Here is a 26291-nt window from a genome sequence, read left to right on the forward strand (position 1 = left end):
TGAAGGGACCTTGCGATGGCTGATGCTTCTAAACACGAAGAATGGATTGTGGTCTTTCAAAGCAGCACGGACTATGAGGCCGACATGGTGCGCGACCGGCTGGACGCTGCCGGCATTCCAGCCATTGTCTTTACGCAGCGCGACCACGTTTTCAATCTAAACGTGGGAAATCTGGCGCAGGTCAGCGTGCGCGTGCCGGCTTCCTATGCGGAAGCAGCCCGTCAACTTCTGGCTGAAACGGTAGACGACGAGACCCTGCGACGGGCTGCTGAAGCCGCCCATCCTCATGCTCCACCTGCGCACGATCCGGAAACAGAAGCCCGTCTCGACTCAGGAGCGGATCATCTGGGACTGGACTTACCCGATGATGAAGCATCTCCGACGGATTGAACGGGCACGCCGCGCTGCCTCCAATCTGTGGCTCCGAATAGGGACGGCCCTGCTGGGCATTCCGTTGTTGGTAGGGGCACTGTGGCTGGGCGGCTGGGTGTTCACCGGGGTAGTTCTGATGCTGGCCGGTGCAGGCATTATGGAAAGCTATCGGCTACTACGTCTGGCAGGATTGCCGGCCTACCGGAGCGGAGGACTGGTGCTGGGACTGTTGCTGGTACTTATGCCAGTCTGGCCGCCCGCACTACCGCTGGCTATTGTCTGGGGCGTTGGCTTACTGGTGCGGGCGCCTTTCCGCCAGGTCCCGCTTTCAGAAGCGCCGGTGCGGCTGGCTGCCACGGCTTTTGGGGCGCTGTATCCGGCCGCCCTGCTAAGCAGCCTGCTTGCATTGCGTCTGCACCCGGGGCCTACAGACCAGCAGGCTTTCTGGATTACGCTGGGGCTGCTGGTAATGATCTGGGCAGCCGATACGCTGGCGTATGCTACGGGACGGCTGCTGGGAAAAAGGCCGCTAGCCCCGCGCATTTCACCGGCAAAAACCTGGGAGGGATTTGTGGGCGGACTGCTCGGCGCGTTAGGGGCAGCCATCATCCTACGGCTGAGCGCCCTCCATTTCCTTGCCTGGCCTCATGTGCTTGTGCTCGGCGTGCTCTGCGGGAGCATCGGGCCACCGGGCGATCTGGCTGAAAGCCTGCTCAAGCGAGCCGCCGGCGTCAAAGATTCTGGCAACTTGCTGCCCGGACATGGTGGCGTGCTCGACCGATTTGACGCCCTGATGGTGGTGGCCCCCCTGGCTTACTGCTACCTGCGCTGGGTGGCCGGTGTGTATGGCTGAGCAGTGGAACGGCTGGCCAGACGCCCTGTATAAACCCCGGAGGTAACAATCAGGCAGGTTATGGGCATCTTCCTTCCTGGACGTAGGGTGACGCCCCGGCGCTTTTCCTATGAGCCGCGCTATTACAATCCAGAGCGCGAAGAACGGCTGCGCCGACGCCTGCGCATCGAACGGCGGGCGCTGTCCAAGCGCCGCAATCCACTCAGCCTGGTTTATTTCATTATTCTGCTGCTGATGGCCCTCTACGTCTATAATGCCCTGGGCTGAACCTGCACCTGGAGACAGGCAAACCAATGACGCCGGAAACGGAAGCCACCGACAGCCTGATTCGGATCATGCCAGAATCCCTGGCGAACAAAATTGCCGCCGGGGAGGTGGTGCAACGTCCGGCCTCCGTGGTTAAGGAACTTGTTGAAAATGCGCTGGATGCCGGGGCTCGTCAGATCACTGTTATCCTCAAAGATGCGGGCAAAACGTTGGTGCAGGTGATCGACGATGGGTGTGGCATGAGTCCGGCTGACGCCCGGCTGTGCTTTCAGCGACATGCCACCAGTAAGATTCGAACCATTGAGGACCTTGAACGCATTCGCACGCTGGGCTTCCGGGGAGAAGCGTTGGCCTCTATTGCCGCCGTCGCTCGGGTCGAGCTGAAGACAAAACGCGCCCATGACGAAGCGGGCTACCGGGTCCAGATTGAAGGCGGCCGTCTGATAGCAGCCGAACCCTGCGCAACAGCCAATGGCACCTCCGTAGCTGTGCGCAACCTGTTTTACAACGTCCCCGCCCGCCGCAACTTCCTTAAAACGCCGGCGACAGAGTTCAAACACATTGTGGAAACGTTCCAGGTGCTGGCGCTCTCGCATCCCGAGGTGGGGTTCACGCTGATGCATGATGACGTAGAAATTTATCGGCTGGTACCGGAAACCGATCCGTCCCCTGCGGAACGTCTGCGCCGACGCATCGGCACGCTCTTTGGGCCAGAATATGCCTTGCAAACCATTCCCGTCGAAGAAACCACCAGCTATCTGTCGGTACGCGGCTTTCTCGGCCGGCCAGAACTGCATCGGAAAAGCCGCGGCGAACAGTTCTTCTTTGTCAATCGTCGCTATGTGCGTCATCGCTATCTGGAGCATGCCGTCACGAGTAGCTATGAGCAGTTGATTCCGGAAGGAACGCATCCGTTTTTTGTACTCTTCCTGGAGCTGGACCCCAGGCATGTCGACGTCAATGTGCATCCCACCAAAGCAGAGGTCAAGTTTGATGATGAGCGGGGCATTTACGGGGTGCTGCGCGCCATTGTGCGGCGGGCGCTAAGTATGGCCGACCTCATTCCCCAATTGACGGCAGCTCCTCCGGCATCGGTGCCGGCTACAACGGATGCTGCTACCGAGCGACCCAATCGGCGCGTTGACCTACCCGGGGCCACGCCGCTGCGCATTGCGCCGGGCGAGATAAGTCGCCGGCTTTATGCGGTCGAACCGGCGGAGGTTGAACCAGCGCCCCAGCCGACGGTACTGCCGTCAAGCGTGCGGCCGGAAACCGACGAGGAAGCACCCGAGCACGATACGCTGATCTGGCAGGTGCACGAGCGATACATCCTGACCCAGATCCGCTCGGGGCTGCTGCTAATCGACCAGAACGCCGCCCACGAACGCATTCTGTACGAACGGGCCCTTCGTAACCTGGAAAGTGGCTTTGGGCTATCCCAGCAATTGCTCTTTCCACAGACACTGGAATTTTCACCGGCCGATTTTGCACTCATTGAAGAGTTGTTGCCCGAGCTGCGCGCCCTGGGCTTTGATCTGGAGCTATTCAGCGGTCGCACGGTAGTGGTGCGTGGCGTGCCAGACGATATTCGACCTGGCGACGAACGCACCATGCTGGAAGACCTGCTGGCGCAATACAAGGCCAACTTGCCGCTACGCCTTTCCAGCCGAGAGAACCTGGCGCGTAGTATGGCCCGCCGCAACGCCATTCGTCCCGGCACGCGCCTGACGGAAAAGCAGATGCGGACGCTGATTGACCAGCTTTTCCTCTGTGAAACGCCCTACGTCTCGCCTACGGGTCGGCCTACGATGATACGCCTTACGCTTGAAGAGTTGGATCGGCGCTTTGGACGCGCTTGAATCAACGGATGCGTATGCTGCTTCCCGAGCGGGTGCGCCGTTTCATTCAGACCAGGGCTTTGCTGCAGCCAGGCCAGCGCGTGGTCGTGGGGGTAAGCGGCGGGGTGGACTCCATGGTTTTGCTTGAAGTGCTGCGGCGCCTGGGCTATCAACCGGTGGCTGCTCACGTTAACTACCGCCTGCGGGGTGCTGATTCCGAGGCAGATGAAGCGCTGGTGCGCCAGTTCTGCCGTCAGCATCGCCTGCCGCTCCGCGTAGCGCGCATTGATCTCAAGACGCACGCCCACGGACGATCTGTTCAGGCTGTGGCGCGCAGCGTACGCTATGCGTTCTTCAAGCGAATTGCCCAGAAGGAAGGCATCGATACTGTAGCGGTCGCCCATCATCGCGATGATCAAGCCGAAACGTTGCTGTTGAACCTGATGCGTGGCAGCGGATTGGAAGGCCTCCTGGCCATGCGACCCAAGCGTAAACTGGGCCCGCGCTGTGCCGTCTGGTTGGTGCGCCCTCTGCTGGAGCTGCCGCGTGCTGAAGTGGAAGCCTGGGCACAGGCTGAAGGCATTCCCTGGCGCGAGGATGTGAGTAACGCCAATCTGCAGTATCGACGAGCCTGGATTCGCCAGGAGCTACTACCCCTGCTGGCGCGCCGTTTAGGACCCGACGTTGCGGAGCGACTGGCCCATACGGCCGCGTTGTTGCAGGCGTACTACGACGCCACGTTTGCTCCGGACCTGCACCGGCGGTGGCAGGAGGTGGCGGACGTCTCTACCTGTACGCTTGGCCTGGACGCGCTGCGAGCTCAGCCTGTGGTCTGGCAGCATCGTTTGATCCTGGAGGCCCTGCAACGATGGCTACCGGGCGCGCCGCGACGCCGTAAAGTGGTGGTGCAGGTGATGCGACTGATGCAAGCGCAGCCAGGAAAACGGCTGGAATTACCGACAGGAACCATCTGGCGCGACCGGAACGCATTGCACTTTCGCTTGCGGCAAACCGCCCGCCATCCTGACAGAGGGCTTCTCGAACCAGATCGACCGCTCGTGCTCGCTGGCGGCACGCTCACGGCAACGCTCCTGGATACCGTACCCGAACGTCTGGACGAAGGGACGCCGCTTGTTGCTTATGCGGACGCTGCGCGTATCCGCTGGCCGCTGCAGGTGCGACGCTGGGAGCCCGGCGACCGCATGCAACCGCTCGGCATGACCGGCCACAAAAAAATCAGTGACCTGCTTACGGATCTGAAAGTACCTGTTAGCCAGCGAGACCAATGCTATGTAGTGTGCCAGGATGATGAAATTATCTGGCTGGTCGGCTACCGACTGGCTGAGCCTTTTCGCGTGCGCTCCACGACCCGTCGCGTAGTGAAACTCCACTGGCAACCTGAGGCGCCGCTGTCAAAAAAAGTCTGCAATGCTTAAATTGGGCACCATCCCCGCAGCGAGTCGTTGGAAAGCGCACTTGCAGCAGGAAGGCGAAAGTAGCGCTGCGGTACATGCCCACATGATAAACCGCTTTAACTCCGTTTAAAAATGGCCTGTGCGAATACGACCGTTGCCTTTAACGAGACACCGGAAGTCGTAGAGTGCCGGGGAGAACGCTTCCGACTTTTTCTGGATGCGGCGACGATTCAAAAACGCGTGGCCGAACTGGGACGCCAGATCAGTCGGGATTATGCAGATCGCCAACCCATCCTGATCGGGGTCCTGAACGGGGCGTTTATGTTTCTGGCCGATCTGATGCGCTATCTTACCATTGATTGTGAGGTGGACTTTTTAAAGCTTTCGTCATACGGAGCGGCGAAAGTGTCGAGTGGGCAGGTGTATGAGCTGAAGAAGATTGATGCGGATATTCAGGGACGGCATGTGCTGGTGGTGGAAGACATTGTCGATACAGGGCTTTCCATGCAGTTCATTCTGGAGCGGCTGCAAGCCTATGAGCCGGCCTCTGTGGCCACGGTCACGCTGCTGCACAAAGCGGAGGCGACCCAGGTCGACGTGCCTCTGGATTATGTAGGCTTCCAGATCCCAAACAAGTTTGTTATCGGCTATGGACTGGACTACGGCCAACTCGCCCGTAACCTGAACGCGATTTATATTTTAGAAGAGTAATTTTAGATATTTTCACCAACATAGCTGACGCCAACAACACGCTGGTGACGGTAGCCTTGTATTGAAGCAGGCGCTGACGGCTAAGCTCGTGCCAGAAGTGCGGTAGCTTCTCTTCTGCATCAATCGCACCTGGCGGGTATAAAGCATCCTTGTCGTGATAGAGCCTTCTGGTTCAGCGAAAACGTGCTAAAAATACCCGGCAGGTGCGTCGTCATGCTTGGAAGATTGCGAAGGTGGTGGCAGAGCTGGGGCTTCCGGCAGTCGGAGATAGAGGGAGAAGGCACGTCTTTGCAGGCTGAGCTGGAACAGCTGGCAGAAAAACTGGATCATCTCTGGTCGTTTCTGGCCCAACGCATGGGACAGTGGGAAGCGGAGCGGCGCCGAATTAAGGAGCTTGAGGCCCAGATAGCCTATCTGAGGCAGCGTTGTCAGGCTCTGGAGGAGCGGTTGTCCAAACGAGAAGCGCCTGTTTCAACTGGACAGCAGGCAGAACCGACCTCGCAGAAGTCTGAATCTTCGGAATCTGATCCGATCGCGTTTCAAGCTGCCACATTGCAGGATGAGGAAAGAAGGCGCCAGGAGGCAACAGAGGCAGGGGCAGTTGACGCAGCGCCCCTAACTGTTCCCTTGAAGCGCGAAGCTGAGCCGGAGGCGCAGGAGTCTGGGGCTTCTGCGGAGAATGCCGAAAGGCGGGCTGCTACCGGTCGGTCGCATAGACAACGGCGGTCACCAGAAAGACGGGGTGGGCGTCCTCGGAAGACGCTGGCCGAGAAAGTCCAGGCTAAGACGGCGCCTCGGGCGACAATTTCTGAGCGGCGCGGTGAGCGGATAGAGCTCATGTGCTGGCAGCGGGGGGGCGTGTGGGAATGCTGGCTCTTCTGGGACCAGCCATTTGCTGATAATGCCTTCGTGCAAATGCGGCAAGGGGATCAGTGGCTGGAAGGAAATGGGGATACTGGATGGCGCCTCGCATCGCTGACAGAGGTGGTCGAAATCGTGCAAGTGGATGCGAGTGGGCAAAGCCAGGCGCGGCCGATTTGGAAAGGACTCCCCGAGGATAGGGGGCTGCTGTTTCGGCTCGATCGACAGACGGGCCGGGGGCGGCGAGTAGCTCGCGTTTCACGCGGATGGTATCTGGCTATGGTGCCCGCGCACTGGGAATGTGCAGACGCGCCGCCCGTGGCTCCAGAGCCTACCGCATTTTCTGGATATCGAGCCCACTACTTTTACTTTGAGCGTCCAGAAGAGGCGCATATCCGCTTTCGTATCCATGGTCGGGAGCGAACGCTATGGCAACGTGTGGTGCTGGAACTACGAGGGGAACGCCTTCCAGACGCGGCTGTCCTGGAGGGAAGAGGGCCCCTCTTCCGCAGCCCTCCCGTAATATGGGCCGAGCCGCGGCTATGGCAGACAATCCGAACCATTGTAATCGTAGAAGAGGGAAAAGACAAGCAGCAGCGATGGCGCATGCAGTTTACTCCCAACTCCGAACCGGCGCAGCCCTTGCCGCAGGAACTGGCCGAACGCGGAGGGGGATGGTATGCCCTGCGGTTTTATGATGCCAACGAGCAGTTAATTGAAAGTCTGGACTTTCGTTTTCTAGAAGCACTGGAAGCGATTCAGATAGATCCAGAGACTGCCGTCCTGATTCCTACAGAGCAGGGGCATTCGACCGTTCGGTTGATTTTTCGGCATCAGCCAGCCTGTCGAATTGAACCGCAGCAAGCATTTCCCGAGGAACTCATCCAGCGGCTGCCAAACCAGACTCTCGTGCAGCTTCCCGCTGATAAGCCGCAGTGGGACCGTACCTATTGGCAGGCAAGCGTAGGCAGCGTAGCTGTTGAGCTGTGTGTGGACCTGCCCCGGATCTGGTGGGCGCTCGCCCGCGGATCTGAACAGAAAGGGGCGAAGCATTTGACCTGGCAGGCACAGCCTCTGCAGCTAACGCGTCAGGATTTTTCGGCCGTTTCGGATACGATCCTCTATCTGAAGTTGCCGGCTACAGTGCGCCAGGTTTGTTGCGGATTTCCAGAAGATCTTCGTCCTTTTCAACGGCCGGCTGGCGCTAAAGAGGTTAAGGTACCACTGCGAGAATTTTATGACATAGCACCACACTATCAAACAGGCACTATACCCTTTCTGATGCAGATTGATATGCTGACGCCTGTGGAAGTGGCCCGTCTGATCCTCTCTCGGCAGTGTGCCTTCTGCGAATTTACCACGGAGCAGGAGCAGGCGCTTCTGGCCCACCTTTTAGAAGAACATGGCACCCAACTATATCGAAAAGCTGAATGGCATGAGCTCCGCCAGAAAAAGTCAGAGTTACCCAGGGAGATATATCAATGTAAATACTGTGATGAATATGTTGAGGTGCGAGGAAATTATCCTACCAGTGAAATGCTCAGGCATCAGGAGCAGTACCACAAAGGAAAACAAGAGCGGTTCGAAGTGGTGAGTGATCCAGATGTGATTAGAGAGAAAATAACTAAATACAAGGATTTGCCTCGATTTTATGTCTGCAAGCTATGCGGGACGTTTCTGGATATCAGCAGGGACGAAGGGGTGCTTCGACAGCACATGAGGAGGTGTCACTGGGATGCCATAAGTCGATGGATTTAACATGATGGACGCGTTTGCTTTATCCCAGGAGATCGTAGCGCGTTATCAGCGCTACCTATGGACAACGTTTTCGTTTCGGGATGCCGCGCTGCAGGCCTCTTTTGAGCAGGCATTGAACAGGTGGCCATTGAGTCGCGGTCCGTTTGTCGAAGCTACGCCGCCTTTCCGACGGGGGCGAACGCCTCGGGAGCTTTTTTCGGCGCTACTGGATCCGCCGCCCGATGAAGGCTTTTTGCAGGCCCTCTATGGGGATCGCCCGCTTTATCAACATCAGGAGGAGGCTATCCAAAAGGTGTGGGAAGGGCAGAACGTGATCGTGGCCACCGGTACGGGCAGTGGAAAGACGGAGGCCTTTCTCTATCCGATTCTGCTTCACCTTTACCGAGAGTATCAACAGGGACAGTTAGGGCCAGGGGTGCGGGCACTGGTGCTGTATCCCATGAATGCGCTGGCCCATGACCAGCGAGAGCGTCTGGGTACGATTTGTCAACGCCTGGAGGCATTTGGATCACCCTTCCGCTTCACGTTCGGACAGTATATCGGAGAAACGCCTGAAAATGAAGGGGATGCGCATCGGAAGCTCAGGGAGCGGCTGCCTGGTGAGCTGATTTTTCGCCGAGAGATGCGTGAAACGCCCCCGCATATTCTGCTGACGAATTATTCCATGCTGGAGTATTTGTTGTTGCGGCCAGACGATAGTCCGCTCTTTGATGGAGGGCGGGCGCGCTGGTGGACGTTTCTGGTGCTGGACGAAGCGCATCAGTATCGGGGAACGCGGGGGACCGAGATGGCGCTGTTGCTGCGCCGCCTGAAACATCGTCTGCGCCAGGGAGGACGTCGGGGCGCTTTTCGCTGCGTGGCTACGAGTGCGACCCTGCTGCGGGGAGAAAAGGACCGGGAAGCGGTGGCGCGTTTTGCGACGGATCTTTTCGGGGAGCCGTTCTCTTCTGCAGGCGTGGTGCTAAGCGTGCGGGAGGCTATTCCAGAGCCTGAGAACGGATTGGCGTTAGAAGTCGCTGACTATGAGCGCCTGTTACAAGGAGTGTTGAATGCGGAGTGGTCAGAAGAGGACCGGGAGTGGCTGAATGCCCTGGGACGTCGGGCGGGGCGTCCTTGCCCGACCTGGTCGGCTGCAATGGAAAAATGGGCGCAATGGGTGGGCGGCATTCTGGAGCAGGATCGCCGAGCAGCTATGCTGCGGCGGCTGCTTGCGCAGCATGTCCAGGAAGCTCGAACGCTCGCCCGCGCCCTTTTCCCGGAGCTGGAGGCCGCTCCAGAGCAGGAAAAAGCGTTGCACACGTTGCTGCGCCTGTTAGTGCGGGCCCGTCATCCAGAAACCGGAGCGCCTCTCCTCACCGTGCGGTATCATCTTTTCCTGCGTGCTCTGGAAGGGGTTTTTCTGCGCTGGCAACAGGGATCCTGGGAAGTCACGTTGGAACGTGCCCAGGAGTCCGAAGCGGAACGTGTGTTTGAGGTGGCTTTGTGCCGGTCCTGTGGGCAGCACTATCTCGTAGGACAGGTCCGCGGATCCCGGTGGCAGGAAGCTGTGCGCGATCCTGGACGCGAGGATTTCGGCGTGCAGTATCTGCGTCCCCTGGCAGCAACCGATGAAGAGAATCAAAAAGGCCCAGAGAAGACGGGGCTGCTCTGTCTGCGCTGTGGCGCCATCAGCATGTCAGACCGGCATCAGCCGCCCTGCTCCCATGATGCTACACACTGGTTGCGGGTTGTTTTAGAAGAGGCGCCCGAAGATGCAACGCGGGCTGATCAACTGGCCCGGTGCTCCGTGTGTGGCTATACCGCCGGCGGCCGTGACCCAGTGGGCGAAGTGACGTATGGCGACGAAGGACCGCATGTAGTAATGGCTACCACGCTGCATCAGTGCCTGCCGGTCTCACGTCGGCGGGTGCTGGCGTTTGCTGACGGACGGCAGCAGGCCGCTTTTTTTGCCTGGTATTTGGAAAAGACCTATCAGGATATTCTGGAACGACAGCTTCTGCTCGAAGCGGCACGCCGCCAGGCGTTGGCCGCAACCTCTGAAGGGCTCTCGCTGAGCGACCTGGCGGCAGCATTGCTGCCCCTGCTACGAACCCATCGGATTCTACCGGAGTCGGCCAGTGCGCTGGATCGGCAGCGCCAGAGCTGGCGGATGATTTACCGAGAATTTCTGGCCGAGGGAGACCGAATTTCATTAGAAGGGGTGGGATTGATTCGGTGGCACCTCCGTTTTCCTGACTGGCTGGTGTTGCCCGAGGAGCTCCTCGAGGGACCCTGGAAGTTTTCCGCAGAAGAAATCTATCAACTGTTGCAGGTGTTGCTGGATACGCTGCGGAAAGAAGCCGCTGTCACATTGGTGGGCGATGCCTCCCTCATTACGCTGGACTGGCAGACGCTGGGGCTGCGCACTCGTCCGCTGTCGGTTCGCCTGGGTCCCCCGCGCGGTCGTTTGCAGATGCGAGACTGGGCAGGTCCTAAGGGGCGACGGGTCCAGCTTCTCCGACGGATTCTCCGGGCACGTGGCGTTGCGAAGGTCGATCTTGATCGCGCTGCCCGCCACATCTTAGAGCTAATCTGGCAAGCGCTGGATGACACCGACCGACAGGCCCGCTCCCAGGAAGATCGGCTTTTGCTACCAGCCCGGGGAGGCAAGCAGTTGAATCCGCGCTGGTGGCGTCTGCAGTTAGTAAATCCCGAGGATCAGGTATATCACTGTGAAAGCTGCGGGCGGCTCCATCCCTTTCCGGTCGTTGCGGGATGTTGTCCAGCACCCCGATGCCAGGGGCAGCTACGTCCAGTGTTGCAGCAGGCGTTGCCCGAGAACCATTATCGAAGACTCTACCAGGAGCCCTTTGTGGGACTGTTACGGGTAGAAGAACATACCGCCCAGTTGAGTTATGAGCAAGCCCGGGCGTATCAACAGGACTTCCGGAAGGGGCGCATTCATGTGCTGAGCTGCTCGACTACCTTTGAACTGGGCGTAGATCTGGGCGATCTGGACGTAGTCTTTTTACGCAATGTGCCCCCTGAACCGTTTAACTATGCGCAGCGGGTAGGTCGGGCGGGGCGTCGCCAGGAGCCCGGTTTTGCCCTGACCTATTGCCGGCGCACCTCACATGATTTGTATCACTTCCAGCAACCTGAACGCATGCTGGAAGGACATATTCGGCCTCCCGTGCTTTCGCTGACAAACGAGAAACTGCTGCTGCGCCACCTGATGGCGTGGGCCCTGGCCCGCTTCTTCCGCCGGTGTCCGGAACGCTTTGGGTCGGTAGAAGCGCTGGTGGGGGACTGGCAGCAGCCTACCTTGATGGCGCAACTGCAGATTTTCCTGGAGGATCAGGAACCCGAACTTCAGGAAGATTTTGCGCAAATGTTTCCGGAAGCCTGGCACGGGAACGCCCGGATGCTGCCAAAATGTTGGCGGCAGCAACTGCTGGATCCAGAAGGCCGGCTGGCGCTAGCGCTTGATGAGGTAGTGGCCGATTACCAGGCAGCCAGAGCGCTGCAGCGTCAGGCCGCAGAGCAAGAAGACTATGCGAGGGCCAGATGGGCAAAAAAACGGGCTGAAACCATTGCCAGCGAACCCGTGCTCTCCTTCTTGTCGCGCAAAGCGGTTATTCCTAAGTATGGGTTTCCGGTCGATGTGGTGGAATTAGATACGCACCAGACCGACCGGGCCGATGTGGTCCTGCAACGAGACCTTCAGATCGCTATCTCTGAGTTTGCGCCTACTGCTGAGGTGATCGCCAACAAGCGCCTCTGGAAGTCCTATGGATTGAAGCAGGTACCCGAGCGCGCCTGGCCGGTCTATCTGTATAAGCGATGCGACCGGCACAACACGTTTGTCCTGTGGCCCCAGGAACGCCAGGCCAGTGGAGGGGAACAGGTGCTTCCCTGCGGCTGTGAGCAGCCCGCTCGCTGTTTTGTGGTTCCCCGTTTTGGCTTTGTAACCAGACGTGGCGAACCAGAAACGCCGAAGAGACGACCCCAGCGTCTTTTTTCCAGTCGTCCCTACTTTGGAGGAGGCATCGGGACTTCTCCGGAACGCATTCCCTTACCGGAGGCCGAAAACCCCTTGATCTGGGTTACGCCAGCAACTCCGGGTCGCATGGTGGTGCTCTGCGAAGGTTATCGGCGTGGAGGGTTTTATCTCTGCGAGCAGTGTGGCATGGCTACCCGGGGATGGCAGGCGTCCCACCAGACTCCTTATGGGTCGTCCTGCTCGGGGACGTTAAAATGGGTGGCGCTAGGGCATGAATTCGTCACGGATGTGCTGCGCCTGGAGTTCGTCTTTCCCCCTGACGCTGCTATTGGGGGAAATAGTGAAGGAGCAGCGCAGGGATTTGCGTACTCCCTGGCGTATGCCCTGGTGGAAGCCGCTGCAGAACTATTGGAGGTGCCGGCGACCGACCTGAATACCGTAGTAGCCTACAAGAAGAAATCGCTGCAGATTCCCCCGATTTTGCTGTATGACGACGTGCCGGGTGGGGCCGGACTGGTCGCGCAACTTGGTAAAGAGCCCGCGATGTTGCGTAGCTGTCTGGAATTGGCCAAAGAACGGGTGCGGGGAACCTGTGGCTGTGGAGCGTTGACCAGTTGTTATGGATGTCTGCGCAGCTACCGCAACCAGTTTGTGCATGAACAGTTGCGTCGCGGACCTGTGCATGCCTATCTCCAGCAGCTGCTGAAACACTGGGCATAGACGAACGCTGCGGCCGGCCATGCATCGCGTTATTTCAGGGACATTTGTAACGCACCGGTTTAAATCGGGTGGAAACGATCCGGATCAGGCAAGGGTAAGGGCAAAAGAAAAACGGCTATAGGGGATGGTCGGGCGCAAAGGGGCACAGGCAGAGAAGAAGCCGGGCTTCTGGTGGCGTACGTACCATGTATTCCAGCGTGGGGCCCAGACGTCTGCCTGGCAGGTGCGGGCGCTGCTGAGTCGGATGCGGCTGGTACCAAAAGGCAAAGGAAGTGCCCGGCGCTGGTAAAGAGATGTGTTTGACCTGTGGCAACCGAAGAGGAAGGGCTTTTGCGTTTTACAAAACAGTGTGTGCAGGATAGAACCGCTTCGCTTATCAACGCTGCCGGTCTGGTAGCTAGCCGTGGGGTGAAAGCGGGGGCTTAATGGAGGGGCATGTTGCGGCGGCGCACTTCCTCAAGGACGCGACGTGCGATCGTGCGTGCCAGATCGGGTGCGTTGCCCCAGGCTCGGTTGTTGGCGATGACGTTTACGATAACTCCTTCCATAGCAGCTCGAAAGACAAGAGCTGTCACATCCAGCACCATCTCACGTGCCTGGCGGGTCTCGGCCAGTTCAGGTACCGGGCGGTCAAAAGGATAGGCCCGCGCGTATGCCTCGGCATAAGTCATTTCTAAAGGCGTAAGGAGGCGAACGACAGCATTGCGGTCGGCTGCGGTGAAGCGTTCGCCGCAGAGACGCCACTGGCGACGCAGCGAGGGAAGCCAGGTCCAGTGGCTGAAGACAAACCCCAGACCGCGGCGCGCCAGCCAGTCAAAGTAAACCGGGGTGAGCAAATGAGGTGAGCGCAACTCCAGGTGCGCCTGTACGTCGCTGTCCAGCCGGTCAAAAAAGGCGTCCAGGGCGGCAACGTTGGCTGCCGGATCCGGACTATCATCTACGCGCCGGTACTCCTGCTCAAAAATGACGCCCAAGAGACGCGCGCCCAGCACTTCGCGGGCGGGTTCCAGAAACTGTTGGCGGCAGGCCTCGGCATCCAGATAGTGCGGATTGGGCTCGTAGGTTACAGTGCCGCTGCGCGAGCGGCGCAGCGTAGCTGCAAAAAACTGCTGCGGTGCCTTCAGCAGAAATCGAGCATCTGGGGGGGCATGGAGCGCGTATTGCTGCAAAGTAAAGAGCGAGGCCGTCGGGCGGCCGTCTGCTTCGCGTAGGGGACGATAGAAGGTAAAGTCCAGCTCCAGCACGTCGAAGTGCGCAAAGTAGTCCCGCACAGAACTTACAGGAAGCATGCGCTCCTCGAACGTGCGGCCTTCGAGGCGGCGCGGTCTGGTTTTGATAGCACGTTGGTAATGTGCTGGATAGATCTGGCCAATCCAGCCCGCGTAGCGGTCGCTTGCGGTGCCCAGACGCAGATTAGGGTGCACGTGACGCAGCTCAAAGGCGTCAATGCGGGCGCGTTGCGCTTCGAAGGCGGTGGGCGTCATGATTCCTGAGCAGGTTCAGGCGTCGGGCGCAGCCGGCGGCGCCGTCGCAGGCTGCGCTGCATGTGGTGTCCGGTCAGGAACAGTCCGATGCCAATGAACACATAGTAACTGAGCAAACGCCAGAGCAACAACGTGGGCGCCACAAAATGGCGCGGCATCAGCGGCCCGATAAACAACACGTACAGCCCTTCTACGCCCCCGGATCCACCCGGCGTAGGCAGCACCACTGATCCTAACGTCATGGCCAGGGTGCGCAGGAAAACCAGGATGGCCTCGGCTTCGGGATAGACGCTCCATACCAGAAAAACAAGCAGGAGATGACGACTGATCCAGGCAGCCGCCGTAAGTAAGAAGCCCTTCAGGAAGAAACCCAGGGGTTGGGAGCGGATAAGCCGGGTGCGCGCTTGCAAACTGAGCAATTCCTGAATGACGCGCTCTCGAAACCGGCGCAGGCGTCGAAAGCGCAAAATGCGTCGGGCGAGCCGCTCCAGCAGTTCCGGGCGAAAGAAGGTTGTGTAGGCAAAAAACGCGACCCATCCCAGCGCAAGCCCCAGGTAAAGCAAAAAAGTTCCCCCGCCTACTGTACCCAGGGCAGACGGTAGAACCGGCAGGAAAGGAAGGGCTACTAAAATCAAGATGATGGTAAAGGCAAAGAAGAGCTGGTCCAGTAGAATGGCAAATAATAGGATGGCGGTGGCTTCCCCGATAGGCAGGCGCTGGTCGCGGGCAATGAACAGGGCAGCAAAAGGTCCGCCTCCGATGGCAGAAGGCGTAATGTTCGATGAAAAATCCCACACGAGCTGGCAGCGGACGCCTGCCCGGAGCGTCAGGTGGCGATGGGAGACATAGTGGAGGCGCCAGGCGCCAAAAAGCACCCGTAGGCCCAGCGTCCCAATGCCCAGCGTTAGCAACAGGGGATTGACTTCATGCAGCGCTTCAACGAAAGCGCGCCAGTCAAAGGTGAAGTAGGTGACCAGGGCAACGACTACGAGGCTTAAGGCTACCGAGCCCAGCAGGCGAGCCCGCCAGGGCGAGGGGGCCTGGCCATTCGGGGAAGGAACCTGTGGCGGGAGAGACATGCGATCAGGAGATCGTGGCGGGGGATTCGTGGTCGGACTCCAGGGCTTCAATGGCGGCGCGCAGCTTGCGGTACGTATCGCGGAGCGCTTCAGGGATTACCTTTGTTTCGGCCAGCGTAGGCATGAAGTTCGTATCCCCTTCCCAGCGCGGCACCACATGGAGATGCACGTGGTCCGGGATCCCGGCACCCGCCACCTTACCGATGTTCATGCCTACATTAAATCCGTCAGGTTTCAGGGCATATTTGAGCCACCGAATGCAACGAGCAAGCGTGTGCGCCATTTCACATTGCTCTTCCGGGGTGAGCGCTTCGTAATCGGCCACCTGGCGGTAGGGGACAATCATCAGGTGTCCGTTATTGTAAGGATATAAATTCATGATAACAAAAACATGCTGCCCGCGCCAGAGGATCAGATTCGCTTCGTCGCGATTCTCAGCGGCCAGGCGAACAAACAGCGAGGGCTCACCGGGTTGGCTGAGTGGCCGCTCGACCATGCGTTCAATGTGCTGGGAGCGCCAGGGACTCCATAATTGCTTCATGGGGCCATGCCGGTTGATTGGGCTTTCTTACGTGCTGATGCCAGAAAAAACCGGTTGTGCCTAAAACTAAACGGAAAGTTGCACGTTGCAAAGGGGCACTTGATGGAAATGTGGTATGTTTGACCTGCGACGCGCCGATCTGCACTTGCATACGAGCTGCTCGGACGGCCAGCTAACACCGAGCGAGCTGGTGCGACGGGCTCAGAGGGCAGGTCTCTACTGCATTGCGATTACCGATCACGATACGATCGAGGGACTGGCCGAAGCCCAGCAGACGGCTGCGCGTTGGGGTATGCAGATTGTGCCCGGGGTAGAGCTAAGCGTACAGGTAGCGGACGAAGAGGTGCATCTGCTGGGCTATTTTTTTGATCCAGCGCATCCGGTGCTCCAGGAGGCGCTGGCTGCGTATCGACGGGCTCGGGAACAGCGTCTGGCGACCATGATCGAGCGGCTGCACCGGTCGGGCGTGCCGCTTTCTATGGAACAGGTGCAGGCGGTTGTTGGTGAGGGAGTGCCCGGGCGTCCCCATGTGGCGCGCGCGCTGGTAGCTGCTGGCTATGCGGCCAGCTATGCAGAAGCATTTCAGCGGTATCTGCTGCCGCATGGCCCTGCCTACGTGCCGAAGCCTGCCTGGACGGCTGCCGAAGCAGTGGCGGTGTTGCACGAGGCAGGGGGCATTGCGGTGCTGGCCCATCCCGGAGAACACCTGCAGGACCGGACCTTTCGGGCGCTGCTGGCGGCCGGCCTGGATGGCATTGAGGTGGTGCATCCAGCGCATAGTTACTACCTCATGCAGCACTATCGCCAGGTGGCTCGCGATTTTGGCTTGATAGAGACAGGGGGCTCTGATTATCATGGGCATCGGGCTGAAGAGGAAGCGCTGCTTGGCGCGTACACGATTCCTTATCCACGCGTAGAACGGCTGCGTCAAATGCGAAGCGTTCGTTCGGGGTCGTCTCGAAAAAAGCTATGCCCACGTACATCGAAGGACACTACCGGGTAACGCAGGCGCGGCTGGCTATCGTGGTCAGCCGCTTCAATCAATTTGTTACGGAACGCCTGCTCGAAGGGGCGTTGGACACGTTACGCCGACAGGATATTGATCTGGATCAGGTTACGGTAGTGCGCTGTCCCGGAGCGTTTGAAATGCCGCTGGTGGCGCGCAAACTGGCTCGCTCGGGGCGTTACGATGCCGTCATCTGTCTGGGAGCCGTGATCCGGGGGGCCACCAGTCACTTTGAATACGTGGCTGGCGGGGTTGCTCAGGGCCTTGCCCGCACCATGCTGGATACCGAGGTGCCGGTCATTTTTGGCGTGCTGACCACCGATACCATTGAGCAGGCCATCGAGCGCGCAGGAACCAAGGCTGGTAATAAGGGAGCAGAGGCAGCGCTGACTGCACTGGAAATGATCGATCTGATGCGCAAGCTGGAGTAGGTCATGCAGGGACGATGGCTGTTGCTCTGGCTCGGGCTGGTTCATGGTGCGCTGGCACAACCGACCGGCCGGTGGCAGGCGCACACCTCTATGCGGCAGGTGACGGACCTGGCACTGGCCGCTTCGGCCATATGGGTAGCGACCGGAGGGGGCGTGTTTCGTTACCACCTGGCAGAAGGCAGCCTGCAACGCTTTACAGCGGTCGAAGGACTGCACCAGGTCGCCGTGCAGGCGTTAGCCTGGGATGCCCGGCGGCAAGTCCTCTGGATCGGCTATAGCGATGGCGTAATCGACCGCCTCGATCCAGCTACCGGTACTGTCCGCGCCTACTTTGACATTGCACGCGCCGAACGCTTTCCGGATCGACAGATCTATCGGCTACGTATGCACGGCGACTCGTTGCTGATCGCTACCGCTTTCGGCGTGGTCGTATTTGATCCGGTAGAAGGCGTCGTGCGAGACACCTATACGCAATTTGGCGCTTTTTCTGACATCGCCGTTTACGACCTGACAGTTGGTCCCGGGCCTGACGGAAAACCGACGCTCTGGTTGGCCACAGCACAGGGGGTGGCCCATGCTCCCCGCGCGCATCCCAACCTGAAGGATCCCGGAGCTTGGACGCTGGAACGACAGGGACTGGACGGCAAGCTGCCAGTGCGCTCAATCGCGTTGCATGGCCAGCGGCTGTACATTGGGCTTACGCAGGGACTCGCCCTGCGTAAGCAGGATGGCCGTTATGAACGCCTCTGGGAAGGCGCCGCCGTAACCGACCTGCAGCCTGTAGCCGATCTGTTGTTGGGCGCGGCCGGTCAGCAGGTGCTGCTGGTCGATGCAGCCGCGTCGGTTCGACTCCTGGGCAGCGAGGAAGTGCGTCGCCCCGTACGCCTGGCGGTTCAGGACGATGTGCTCTGGATCGGTGATGCGGAAGCCGGATTGCTTCGGAGCGCCCTGCCGGAAGCGGATGCGTCAGACCTGGAGCTTCAGGAGGTGATTCGCCCCGACGGGCCATACGTAAACGTTTTTGCCGATCTGGCCGTTGACCCTTCGGGTAATCTATGGGCGACGGATGCTGCCACAGGGGCGCAGGCCGGTTTTCATAAAATGAACGCAGCTGGACAGTGGACGGCCTATCTGCCCGATAGACTCGGTGGTCGCAAAGCGTTTCGTCCCGTGCACGCCGACCCGGGCGGACAGGTCTGGGTAGGTTCAGACGGCAACGGACTGGTGCAGATCGCGCCAGACGGCACCTTGCAGTTTTACGATGCCACCAACTCTACGCTGGAGCCTGCGGCGGGCACCCGCAATTTCATTATCGTACGAGGGTTGGGTTCGGATGCGGAAGGGCGGCTATGGGTCGCTAACCTGACGGCTCCTAACCCGCTGCACGTGCGCCTGCCAGACGGCACCTGGCAGCGCGCGCCCATTCCTTCCTGCATTAATTCGCTCAGCACAACTCTGGGACACCTGCTGGTAGACGACTATGGGCAGCTCTGGATTATCGCGGTGAGTCGCGGCAACCTGCGCGTTAATACCGGCCTGATCATTTACGACCCTGGCGATGATCCCACGCGGGCCGACGATGACGCCTGTCGCTACTTGAGCGAGCGAGGAGGTGGGGGCCAGGGACTGCCAGGCGTGGCTGTGCAAGCCCTGGCCGAAGATCGAGACGGGCGCATCTGGATTGGAACTGCGGAAGGACTGGCCTACGTACTCAATAACCCATTTGCAGCGTCCGATCCAAACACAGTGCCCGTCTGGCCACTGGCAGCCGAACGGCAACCCGGGGCAAACCCCTTCCTGCTTACCGGGCTTTCGGTGAACGATCTGGCTGTTGATCCTGCCAACCGTCTGTGGGTAGCAACCGATGATGGCGTATATGTGATCGAGCAGACAGGCGTTGACTTTCGCATTGCTGCGCATTTTAACGAGGAAAACAGTCCTCTGCTATCTGATGTAGTGCGTGCAATTGCGGTGGACGAGCGGAGCGGACGCGTCTTTCTGGCTACAGCTGCCGGACTGGTCAGTTACCAGGGCGATGCGATCAAACCGGCGGAACAGGCGCGGCCGCTATTTGTTTACCCGAACCCGGTGCGCGTTGGTGCGGAGGAGGACGCGATTGTGTTCATTGAAGGCCTGGTTGAAGCTACCGAATTGCGAATTGTGACGGTAGATGGCCGGCTGGTGACGCGTTTTCCCACGCGGGGCGGTCGTGTGCGCTGGGACGGAAGGGACCGCTATGGACGGCCTGTCCCCTCCGGTGTCTACCTGATCATCGCAGTCGGGCAGAACGGCGAAGGCGCTGCCTATGGGAAGGTGGCGATTCTTCGATGAAGACTCACCGTCTGTCCACCAAAAGTTTATGACAGAACAGGGCAGGATCCTTGAGAAAATAACGCCGTTCTGCTAAATTGCAGAATCTCACCACAAAGTGGTGACCGTAGCTCAGTTGGTTAGAGCGCCAGGTTGTGGCCCTGGAGGTCGGGGGTTCAAGTCCCCTCGGTCACCCTTTTATCACTGACCTGCCGCGTTCGTCTAGGGGTCTAGGACGCCGGTCTTTCAAGCCGGTAACACGGGTTCAAATCCCGTACGCGGCACAGAAAGCCCGCCTCTTCAGGTGGGCTTTTTTTTATGGCGGCGCGTAGCGGCAAGCGACGCAGCACATTACGCACCCGGACGGTAGAGGCGAGCTGCCGTGCGCACGACCAGCAACAGGGCGATGGGTTGCAGCGCAGGGTGCAACGCCTGCGGCCAGTAAAACCATCCCAGAGCCAGCAGCAACGTAAGCGAGCCGGTCCCAAGGAGGTAGAACCGCTCCCATCGGGCAGGTATTGGGTAGCGCCAGAGGCGAACTGCCACCACCAGATGAGGAGGCCAGGCCCAGAGCAGGTTCCAGTTCCAGTCCATTACCGTGTGGAGGGTAGCCACCCAGAGCAGTAGCAGTAGCAGACCGATCAGGCCAACGATGCCAAAAAGCACCGCGTCCAGGCGCGTTACCAGGCGGTGGGTGCGTTTCCAGGTAACTACGGTGACTACTGCGCCGGCAGCAAAGAGCAACCAGCCCATCAGGGTAGGCCAGGGCCAGGCAGGAGGGGGGAGCGGTCGGTGGCCAGCCGGCCAGAAAACAGTGTCAGTGCGGGCAACCAGTGGAACCCAGGCGGTGTCGTGATGCACCTGCGCCTGGTCAAAGGCGCGCTGCAGTTCCAGCGGAAGAAACATAGCCTCGCGGGCAGTGGGCTGCCGATCGATGGGCTGGCCAAGGAGTAGATAAAAGCCAAGTTGGAGCAGCGGTCGGTCTGCCACATAGGCATCAAGCAAGCGACGGAAAGTCGTGCTCGGGGCAGAGTACGTAAAGCGTAACGCAGCGCCCAGCGTGCCTTCCAGCACGTCCCGGATACGCGTTGAACAGTTGTCAAACAGAAAATGGTAGCGATAGGTGCGGTTTTCCGGACGGGCGTTCCACATCAGAAAAGCTACCAGCGTATCCCGCTGCGCAGGCGTCAGGTTCAACCACTGTTCCAGAATAGGACGGCCTTCTACGTCACGGTAAAACCGTACGGAGCGCGCATAGTCGCTTACCGACAGAAAGTAGTCAAGCTGACCATAAATGAATTTCGGAATGAACAAAGGATCGCTGAAGTCGAAAGTGCCGTAGTTGAAGAGCCAATCAATGCCCCGGGCCGGATCAACCACGCGTAAGGCACTGTGCCCAAAGGCGGCATAGAGGGCTCGTCCGGGCAGGATGGTGACCAGGGCCACGCGGGTGCTGTCGGAAAGCGACAACGGATAGGAAACGGCTGGCCTTGCACCCAGGACCAGCAGCAGCAACAGCAACGACCGGCGCATGGGTAGCGTACGTCGGGAGTCGGGTACGGCGGCTCCAACGACTGAGCCGATCAGGGGTTCATCTGATTCGAACAGTTTTTCAAAGGATTTTGATAACCCGGTTACTATTTTCCACGCGGTTCTTTACCTGGATAAAGCGCAAAACAGGTGGCACGTGCTTCCCGGGCCTGGCAGGTACTGATGCGGTTGCGGCAGGTTATCAAGCGGCCGCAGACCGAACTGCGCCATGAGAATCCCTACCAATTACTGGTAGCCGTGATGCTTTCGGCGCAGTGCACCGATGCGCGGGTGAACCAGGTAACACCGGCGTTGTTTGCAGCGTTTCCTACGGTGGAGGCGCTGGCCGCTGCCGAGCCAGAGGATGTGCTGCCGTATATTCGCTCCGTTTCATATCCAAACAGCAAAGCTCGCCATCTGGTGGCCGCAGCCCGCCGCATTCGCGACGAATTCGGGGGAGCTGTGCCTTCATCTCTCAAAGCGCTCGAGTCGCTTCCAGGCGTTGGGCCTAAAACGGCACGCGTTGTGGCTTCGGTCGCTTTTGGCGTGGCTGCGCTACCTGTCGATACGCACGTTTATCGGGTGGCGCATCGCATCGGATTGGTGCGGCGAGCTCGCACGCCCCGTGAGGTTGAGCGGCGGCTCAAACGCCAGCTTCCGTCTCACGTGTGGGGCGAAGCCCATCATTTGCTTATTCTACATGGACGCTACACCTGCACGGCCCGCCAGCCACGCTGCGCGCAATGCGTGCTCACCGACCTGTGCGACCACTACCGGCGATTGCAACGATTACCTGCGCCGCTTACAGGTCTGGATCCCCGACAGGGACGCTACTTCTGCAAACGATGCCGCCGATATTTCGATACGCCGGTGTACCGAACCGACCGTTTGGAAGTGGAACAGGTGAGCTGTCTGAACTGCGGCTCCCTGCAGGTATTTGATGCAAAGACCGGATGCTCCACAAGGCGTGTACCGGACTACCGCGTGCGCTAACGCAGACGATCAACCGATTAACCCATAATGGCCATGGATCCTCGAAAACGCCATCTGCTTGTTATTCTTGACGGGTATGGCCTGGCCGAAGACCCGTCCGTGAGTGCCATTGATCATGCCCGCAAACCGTTTCTGGATCACCTGTTTGCCACCTATCCGCATGCGACCCTGAAAGCCTCCGGACTGGCAGTAGGACTGCCGGAGGGACAAATGGGAAACTCTGAAGTGGGACATCTCAATCTGGGCGCCGGACGCGTTGTCTACCAGGAGATTACGCGCATCGACAAAGAAATTGAGGCCGGTACGTTTTTTACAAATAACGTGCTGGTGCAGGCTGCGCAGCACGCCCGTGCAAATGACAGTCGCTTACACCTGATGGGATGTTTCTCGGACGGAGGCGTGCATGCCAGCCTGAACCACCTGTTCGCCCTGCTGGAGCTAGCCCGGCGTGAAGGGCTGCGGCCGGAGCAGGTGTGCGTGCACGCGTTCACAGACGGTCGGGATACAGATCCAAAGTCTGGGATTCACTATGTGCAACAGTTTCAGGAAAAGGCGCGGGAAATCGGCGTTGGACGTATTGTCTCGATCGTAGGGCGCTACTATGCCATGGATCGGGACAAACGATGGGATCGAACAGAAAAGGCCTACCGGCTACTGGTCTATGGCGAAGGAGAAGTCTTTGGCGATCCCATCCAGGCCCTGGAGGCCAGCTATGCTGAAGGGATTACCGACGAGTTTGTCCGTCCGCGCCGCATTGACTATGGCGACGGGTATCCTACCCGCATTGCCGATGGTGATGCGGTAATTTTCTATAATTTCCGCGCCGACCGGGCCCGCCAGCTCACTCGAGCCTTTACGGAGGCAAACTTTGACGCCTTTCCGCGAGGTAACCGGCTGGATCTGCTGTTTGTTACCTTTACGCCCTATGATGAAACCTTTGATCTGCCGGTTGCCTTTGGTAAAGTTAACCTGCGCATGACGCTTGGCGAAGTGATCTCGGCTCTGGGAGGGCGGCAACTGCGCATAGCAGAAACGGAGAAGTACGCGCACGTGACGTATTTCTTTAGCGGGGGACGCGAGGAGCCTTTCGAAGGTGAAGACCGGATTCTGGTACCCTCTCCGAAGGTGCCTACCTACGATTTAAAGCCGGAGATGAGCGCTCCGGAGGTAGCCCGACGCTGCGCCGAAGCGATCGAGAAAAAGATATATAACCTGATCGTACTGAACTTTGCCAACCCCGACATGGTAGGGCACACCGGGGTGTTTGAGGCAGCCGTTCGCGCGATCGAGGCAGTTGACGCAGCTACCCGCGTCGTGGTCGAAGCTGCGCTGCAGCACGGCTATACAGTGACGATTCTGGCCGATCATGGCAATGCGGACCGCATGAAGAATCCTGATGGCTCGCCGCACACAGCCCACACGACCGCACTGGTCCCGCACCTGATCATTAAGCCTGGCTTCCATGGGCCCATCCAGGACGGTAAGCTGGGAGATGTAGCCCCCACGATCTTGCGTCTGCTGGGAGAAGACATACCGCCCGAGATGACCGGAGAAGTTCTTATCTGAATGCAGCGGGCGGAAGGCCGGTGGGGCTCCAGCGCAACACGTTCTTTTTGTGGAGTTGTCGTCAAATGTGTCCGGCACAGCCCGAAAGGGTTGCTTATAATTTAGACATGATCTAAGTTTGCATCCCGTGCATCGCGCTTAGCGTCATGAATCGGCGAACGTTCCTGCATCGGCTGGGTGGATGGATGATCGGAGGCTGGCTGGCTGGCTCGCCGTTTCGGTTGTTGGCCCGACCGGCTGAGTCCATGCCGCTGGTGCGTCTCTACCCTGTGATGGGGACGCTGGTGCGCTTTGAAGTTTATCACCCGGACCGGGCGGCGGCCCGGGACGCCGTCCGGCAGGCCAGTGCGTTGCTGTTTGAGGTGCACCGGCAGATGAGCGTGCAGGAACCCGCGTCGATGCTGAGCCGATGGAACGCGAGTCCTTCAGGAGCTGAGCTGGTGTTGCCTGCGCTGACGCGGCAGGCCGTTGCCGAAGCCCTCCGCTGGCGTGAGATTACGGCGGGGCGTTTTGATCCAACTGTTGGGGCGGCGGTAGCGGCGTGGCAGCAGGGACGCACGCCGCTCCCGCAGCCGGCGCGTCAGGTGGAAGTGGTAGGGGAGGGGCGGTTCCGCAAATGGGCCCCCGTGGCGCTTGACCTTGGAGGCAGTGCCAAAGGGTGGGCAGTGGACCAGGCGGTGGCTGTGCTGCAACAGGCAGGTTGTACGGCCGGTCTGGTCAATGCAGGAGGCGATCTGCGCGTGTTCGGCGCGCCGCCTGGAACGTCAGCCTGGCAGATTGGCATTCGCCATCCGCTGCGACCCGACGAAGTGCTGGTTACCGTAGCGTTGCGGGATGGGGCGTTGGCAACCAGCGGCGACTACGAGCCGGCTGGCTCCACGCTGGTAGATCCACGTGATCTGAGGCGGGTTCGGCTCGAGGGAAGCGTTACGGTCTGGGCTCCTACCTGTGGCGCGGCCGATGCGTTAGCTACAGCGCTGGCTGTTGATCCAGATCCACATTGGCTTCCCGATCCTGCCGGTGCGTTGGTGGCGCGGCGAAGCGCCGAAGGACTCCGCGTGCAGACCTATCGCTGGTCGTTCGCTTCATGCTGTAACCAAACGAAGAAATACCCATGATGCGTCGATACACGGGATGGCTGTTGCTGATGGCAGTTCTGGCCCTGCCAGCACGGGCTCAGGAAGCCGAAGAGCGAGCGCGCCTGGGGGGATATGGCGCAATCCGCTTTGAGGCTACCAATCTGGAGCGGCAGTACAACACGTTTACGTTCCGCCGGTTTGTGTTGACCACCGATGTCGCGATCACTTCGAATTTGCGATTTATTTCAGAGCTGGAGCTGGAGCGGTTCAGAAAGCTGGAGTTGGAGAAAGCGGTTGAAGGGGAGGGAGGCGTAACGGTGGAACAGGCGGTCGAAGGGACCGATCAGTCAGAGATTGCGATTGAGCAGGCGTGGCTGGAGTGGGCAATTGATCCGGCCTTTCGGCTGCGAGCTGGAGGACTGCTTGTCCCTGTAGGACGCTTCAACATTCACCATGATGATAACCAGTGGATGTTTCCGCGACGGTCCCTGGTTGATCGGGGGGCTCCGGTCCTTCCTTCCAAATCGGCCTGGAATGAGTTAGGGCTGGGCATTGCCGGAGACGTACCGCTTGGGCTGCAAGGACTGCTGAGCTATGAATTCTACGTCGTAAATGGCGTGCAGCTTGACGTAGAAGTTGAGCAGAAGACCATTAGCCGTCCGGAGGGGGGCAGCAATCACGTGGACCAGGAGCTTGAGTTGAAGTTTGAGCCTTTCACCGGGACGTTTGGCAACGATACCAAGCAGGCCAAGACGGTAACGGGACGCGTGGCGTTGAGCCCCTCACTGGGCGTAGAGTTGGCGCTTTCGGGCTACTATGGTCGCTATACGCCGCAGTATCTGCCAGCTGCGTACGTGGGAAGTGTAGGGATTGATTTTCTGCTAAGCCGAGGCGCGCTGGCACTGGAAGGGGAGTATGTCTACACGTCCATGGGGGATGTGGAAACGGTAGCGCGGGGCTTTGCGCAGCGCGTCTATAATCAGGAAGGTGTCTCGAATGGGTTAGCGGCAGCCGGCGTGCCCCTTGAAAGCGAAGTTAAGGTGGAGCTGGTGGGGCTAAGCCGCGTGCGCCAGGGATACTGGATTGAGATGCGCTACGCCTTCTTCCCGGAGTTTTTGCGGGCAACGTTCTTTGGGCAGGGAACCCAGCCGCTCTGGTATGCGGGCGTGCGCTGGGAACAGGTCTGGTTTCGTGATTTGCTGAAGGAGGCGGCATTTGAGGCGGGCTTGCTGGAAGCGTTCGAGACGTCGGATCGCTGGGTGAACCGTCTGACGTTTGGGCTCACGTACCGTCCTACCCCACTGGTAGGCTTCCAACTGGCCTATGAGCTGACCTGGACGAATAAGGGGCGGAGCCTGGGGGATGTGACCAACTATCTGATTGCCGACGGCAATGAGGATGTGGCGCAGGCGTTTATCTTTGGCGTTGTCTTTGGATTCTGAGCAGGGGAGGGGCTGGGCTCGCGCCCTGCGCTGGCCCGGCCCCTCCTGGCTGC

20 protein-coding genes and 2 tRNA genes are annotated in these 26291 nt (G+C 59.4%); 18 read left to right on the top strand and 4 right to left on the bottom strand.

Going from position 1 to position 26291, the window contains the following annotated elements:
• The first annotated feature begins 15 nt into the window (after positions 1-15).
• From BUA15_RS11610 to BUA15_RS13765, 9 genes are all read left to right on the top strand, one after another.
• On the top strand, positions 16-390 hold the full coding sequence (locus tag BUA15_RS11610) for a putative signal transducing protein (RefSeq protein WP_072716161.1): 375 nt from the start codon (positions 16-18) through the stop codon (positions 388-390).
• Positions 365-1225, top strand: coding sequence for a phosphatidate cytidylyltransferase (locus tag BUA15_RS11615; protein WP_245772031.1), 861 nt, complete (start codon positions 365-367; stop codon positions 1223-1225). Before BUA15_RS11610 ends, BUA15_RS11615 begins: the two co-directional genes overlap by 26 nt.
• A 60-nt stretch (positions 1226-1285) precedes the next feature.
• On the top strand, positions 1286-1492 hold the full coding sequence (locus tag BUA15_RS11620) for a hypothetical protein (protein WP_072716163.1): 207 nt from the start codon (positions 1286-1288) through the stop codon (positions 1490-1492).
• Between the two features lie 26 nt (positions 1493-1518).
• Positions 1519-3351: a DNA mismatch repair endonuclease MutL gene (gene mutL, locus BUA15_RS11625; protein ID WP_072716164.1), complete on the top strand. Its 1833-nt coding sequence runs from the start codon at positions 1519-1521 to the stop codon at positions 3349-3351.
• A gap of 8 nt (positions 3352-3359) precedes the next feature.
• Positions 3360-4766, top strand: coding sequence for a tRNA lysidine(34) synthetase TilS (gene tilS, locus BUA15_RS11630; RefSeq protein ID WP_072716165.1), 1407 nt, complete (start codon positions 3360-3362; stop codon positions 4764-4766).
• 111 nt (positions 4767-4877) lie between these two features.
• The gene (hpt, locus tag BUA15_RS11635) at positions 4878-5456 is read left to right on the top strand and encodes a hypoxanthine phosphoribosyltransferase (RefSeq protein ID WP_072716166.1); all 579 of its coding nucleotides are present in this window, start codon (positions 4878-4880) and stop codon (positions 5454-5456) included.
• A 213-nt stretch (positions 5457-5669) separates the two neighbouring features.
• Positions 5670-8075, top strand: a complete 2406-nt coding sequence (locus tag BUA15_RS11640; protein ID WP_072716167.1) for a coiled-coil domain-containing protein — start codon at positions 5670-5672, stop codon at positions 8073-8075.
• 1 nt (position 8076) lies between these two features.
• Positions 8077-12777: a DEAD/DEAH box helicase gene (locus BUA15_RS11645; RefSeq protein WP_072716168.1), complete on the top strand. Its 4701-nt coding sequence runs from the start codon at positions 8077-8079 to the stop codon at positions 12775-12777.
• A 124-nt stretch (positions 12778-12901) separates the two neighbouring features.
• Positions 12902-13066 (top strand): hypothetical protein, encoded by a 165-nt coding sequence (locus BUA15_RS13765; protein WP_178139420.1) that lies wholly within the window; start codon positions 12902-12904, stop codon positions 13064-13066.
• Between the two features lie 133 nt (positions 13067-13199).
• Here the strand turns inward: BUA15_RS13765 and BUA15_RS11650 are convergent, their stop codons facing one another.
• From BUA15_RS11650 to BUA15_RS11660, 3 genes are read right to left on the bottom strand one after another with little or no spacing between them, the layout of a single operon-like run.
• Entirely contained in the window at positions 13200-14261 is a 1062-nt protein-coding gene (locus BUA15_RS11650; protein ID WP_072716169.1) for a DUF72 domain-containing protein, read from the bottom strand.
• Positions 14258-15340, bottom strand: coding sequence for a lysylphosphatidylglycerol synthase transmembrane domain-containing protein (locus BUA15_RS11655; protein WP_072716170.1), 1083 nt, complete (start codon positions 15338-15340; stop codon positions 14258-14260). The genes BUA15_RS11650 and BUA15_RS11655 overlap by 4 nt, the downstream gene beginning before the upstream one ends.
• Before the next feature lie 4 nt (positions 15341-15344).
• Entirely contained in the window at positions 15345-15881 is a 537-nt protein-coding gene (locus tag BUA15_RS11660; protein ID WP_072716171.1) for an HIT family protein, read from the bottom strand.
• Between the two features lie 115 nt (positions 15882-15996).
• Between BUA15_RS11660 and BUA15_RS11665 the strand changes: the two genes are divergently transcribed.
• From BUA15_RS11665 to BUA15_RS11685, 5 genes are all read left to right on the top strand, one after another.
• Positions 15997-16884 (top strand): PHP domain-containing protein, encoded by an 888-nt coding sequence (locus BUA15_RS11665; RefSeq protein WP_072716172.1) that lies wholly within the window; start codon positions 15997-15999, stop codon positions 16882-16884.
• Positions 16851-17318, top strand: a complete 468-nt coding sequence (gene ribH, locus BUA15_RS11670) for a 6,7-dimethyl-8-ribityllumazine synthase (RefSeq protein WP_072716173.1) — start codon at positions 16851-16853, stop codon at positions 17316-17318. The genes BUA15_RS11665 and ribH overlap by 34 nt, the downstream gene beginning before the upstream one ends.
• 3 nt (positions 17319-17321) lie before the next feature.
• Positions 17322-19649, top strand: a complete 2328-nt coding sequence (gene porZ, locus BUA15_RS11675; protein WP_072716174.1) for a type IX secretion system anionic LPS delivery protein PorZ — start codon at positions 17322-17324, stop codon at positions 19647-19649.
• A gap of 100 nt (positions 19650-19749) precedes the next feature.
• Positions 19750-19823: transfer RNA gene (locus tag BUA15_RS11680), tRNA-His, on the top strand.
• A 16-nt stretch (positions 19824-19839) separates the two neighbouring features.
• A tRNA-Glu gene (locus BUA15_RS11685) sits at positions 19840-19912 on the top strand.
• Between the two features lie 67 nt (positions 19913-19979).
• On the opposite strand, the gene BUA15_RS11690 is transcribed toward BUA15_RS11685, so the two are convergent.
• On the bottom strand, positions 19980-21161 hold the full coding sequence (locus tag BUA15_RS11690) for an Lnb N-terminal periplasmic domain-containing protein (RefSeq protein ID WP_072716175.1): 1182 nt from the start codon (positions 21159-21161) through the stop codon (positions 19980-19982).
• Between the two features lie 147 nt (positions 21162-21308).
• On the opposite strand from BUA15_RS11690, the gene nth reads away from it, so the two are divergent.
• The 4 genes from nth (at position 21309) to BUA15_RS11710 (ending at position 26238) form a co-directional block, all read left to right on the top strand.
• A complete protein-coding gene (gene nth, locus BUA15_RS11695; protein WP_072716176.1) occupies positions 21309-22151 on the top strand; it encodes an endonuclease III in 843 nt (280 codons plus the stop codon).
• A gap of 33 nt (positions 22152-22184) precedes the next feature.
• The gene (gpmI, locus tag BUA15_RS11700; protein WP_072716256.1) at positions 22185-23717 is read left to right on the top strand and encodes a 2,3-bisphosphoglycerate-independent phosphoglycerate mutase; all 1533 of its coding nucleotides are present in this window, start codon (positions 22185-22187) and stop codon (positions 23715-23717) included.
• Positions 23718-23863: 146 nt separating this feature from the next.
• Positions 23864-24835, top strand: coding sequence for an FAD:protein FMN transferase (locus BUA15_RS11705; protein ID WP_072716177.1), 972 nt, complete (start codon positions 23864-23866; stop codon positions 24833-24835).
• The gene (locus tag BUA15_RS11710; RefSeq protein ID WP_072716178.1) at positions 24832-26238 is read left to right on the top strand and encodes a hypothetical protein; all 1407 of its coding nucleotides are present in this window, start codon (positions 24832-24834) and stop codon (positions 26236-26238) included. The genes BUA15_RS11705 and BUA15_RS11710 overlap by 4 nt, the downstream gene beginning before the upstream one ends.
• Positions 26239-26291: the final 53 nt, after the last annotated feature.

The sequence above is a fragment of the Rhodothermus profundi genome (genome assembly GCF_900142415.1).
Classification (GTDB): domain Bacteria; phylum Bacteroidota; class Rhodothermia; order Rhodothermales; family Rhodothermaceae; genus Rhodothermus; species Rhodothermus profundi.

Bases quoted from the DNA above. Each gene is read 5' to 3' on its own strand.
- BUA15_RS11610 (WP_072716161.1), top strand. From the start codon at position 16: ATGGCTGATGCTTCTAAACACGAAGAATGGATTGTGGTCTTTCAAAGC.
- BUA15_RS11615 (WP_245772031.1), top strand. From the start codon at position 365: ATGATGAAGCATCTCCGACGGATTGAACGGGCACGCCGCGCTGCCTCC.
- BUA15_RS11620 (WP_072716163.1), top strand. From the start codon at position 1,286: ATGGGCATCTTCCTTCCTGGACGTAGGGTGACGCCCCGGCGCTTTTCC.
- mutL (WP_072716164.1), top strand. From the start codon at position 1,519: ATGACGCCGGAAACGGAAGCCACCGACAGCCTGATTCGGATCATGCCA.
- tilS (WP_072716165.1), top strand. From the start codon at position 3,360: ATGCGTATGCTGCTTCCCGAGCGGGTGCGCCGTTTCATTCAGACCAGG.
- hpt (WP_072716166.1), top strand. From the start codon at position 4,878: ATGGCCTGTGCGAATACGACCGTTGCCTTTAACGAGACACCGGAAGTC.
- BUA15_RS11640 (WP_072716167.1), top strand. From the start codon at position 5,670: ATGCTTGGAAGATTGCGAAGGTGGTGGCAGAGCTGGGGCTTCCGGCAG.
- BUA15_RS11645 (WP_072716168.1), top strand. From the start codon at position 8,077: ATGATGGACGCGTTTGCTTTATCCCAGGAGATCGTAGCGCGTTATCAG.
- BUA15_RS13765 (WP_178139420.1), top strand. From the start codon at position 12,902: ATGGTCGGGCGCAAAGGGGCACAGGCAGAGAAGAAGCCGGGCTTCTGG.
- BUA15_RS11650 (WP_072716169.1), bottom strand. From the start codon at position 14,261: ATGACGCCCACCGCCTTCGAAGCGCAACGCGCCCGCATTGACGCCTTT.
- BUA15_RS11655 (WP_072716170.1), bottom strand. From the start codon at position 15,340: ATGTCTCTCCCGCCACAGGTTCCTTCCCCGAATGGCCAGGCCCCCTCG.
- BUA15_RS11660 (WP_072716171.1), bottom strand. From the start codon at position 15,881: ATGAAGCAATTATGGAGTCCCTGGCGCTCCCAGCACATTGAACGCATG.
- BUA15_RS11665 (WP_072716172.1), top strand. From the start codon at position 15,997: ATGTTTGACCTGCGACGCGCCGATCTGCACTTGCATACGAGCTGCTCG.
- ribH (WP_072716173.1), top strand. From the start codon at position 16,851: ATGCCCACGTACATCGAAGGACACTACCGGGTAACGCAGGCGCGGCTG.
- porZ (WP_072716174.1), top strand. From the start codon at position 17,322: ATGCAGGGACGATGGCTGTTGCTCTGGCTCGGGCTGGTTCATGGTGCG.
- BUA15_RS11690 (WP_072716175.1), bottom strand. From the start codon at position 21,161: ATGCGCCGGTCGTTGCTGTTGCTGCTGCTGGTCCTGGGTGCAAGGCCA.
- gpmI (WP_072716256.1), top strand. From the start codon at position 22,185: ATGGATCCTCGAAAACGCCATCTGCTTGTTATTCTTGACGGGTATGGC.
- BUA15_RS11705 (WP_072716177.1), top strand. From the start codon at position 23,864: ATGAATCGGCGAACGTTCCTGCATCGGCTGGGTGGATGGATGATCGGA.
- BUA15_RS11710 (WP_072716178.1), top strand. From the start codon at position 24,832: ATGATGCGTCGATACACGGGATGGCTGTTGCTGATGGCAGTTCTGGCC.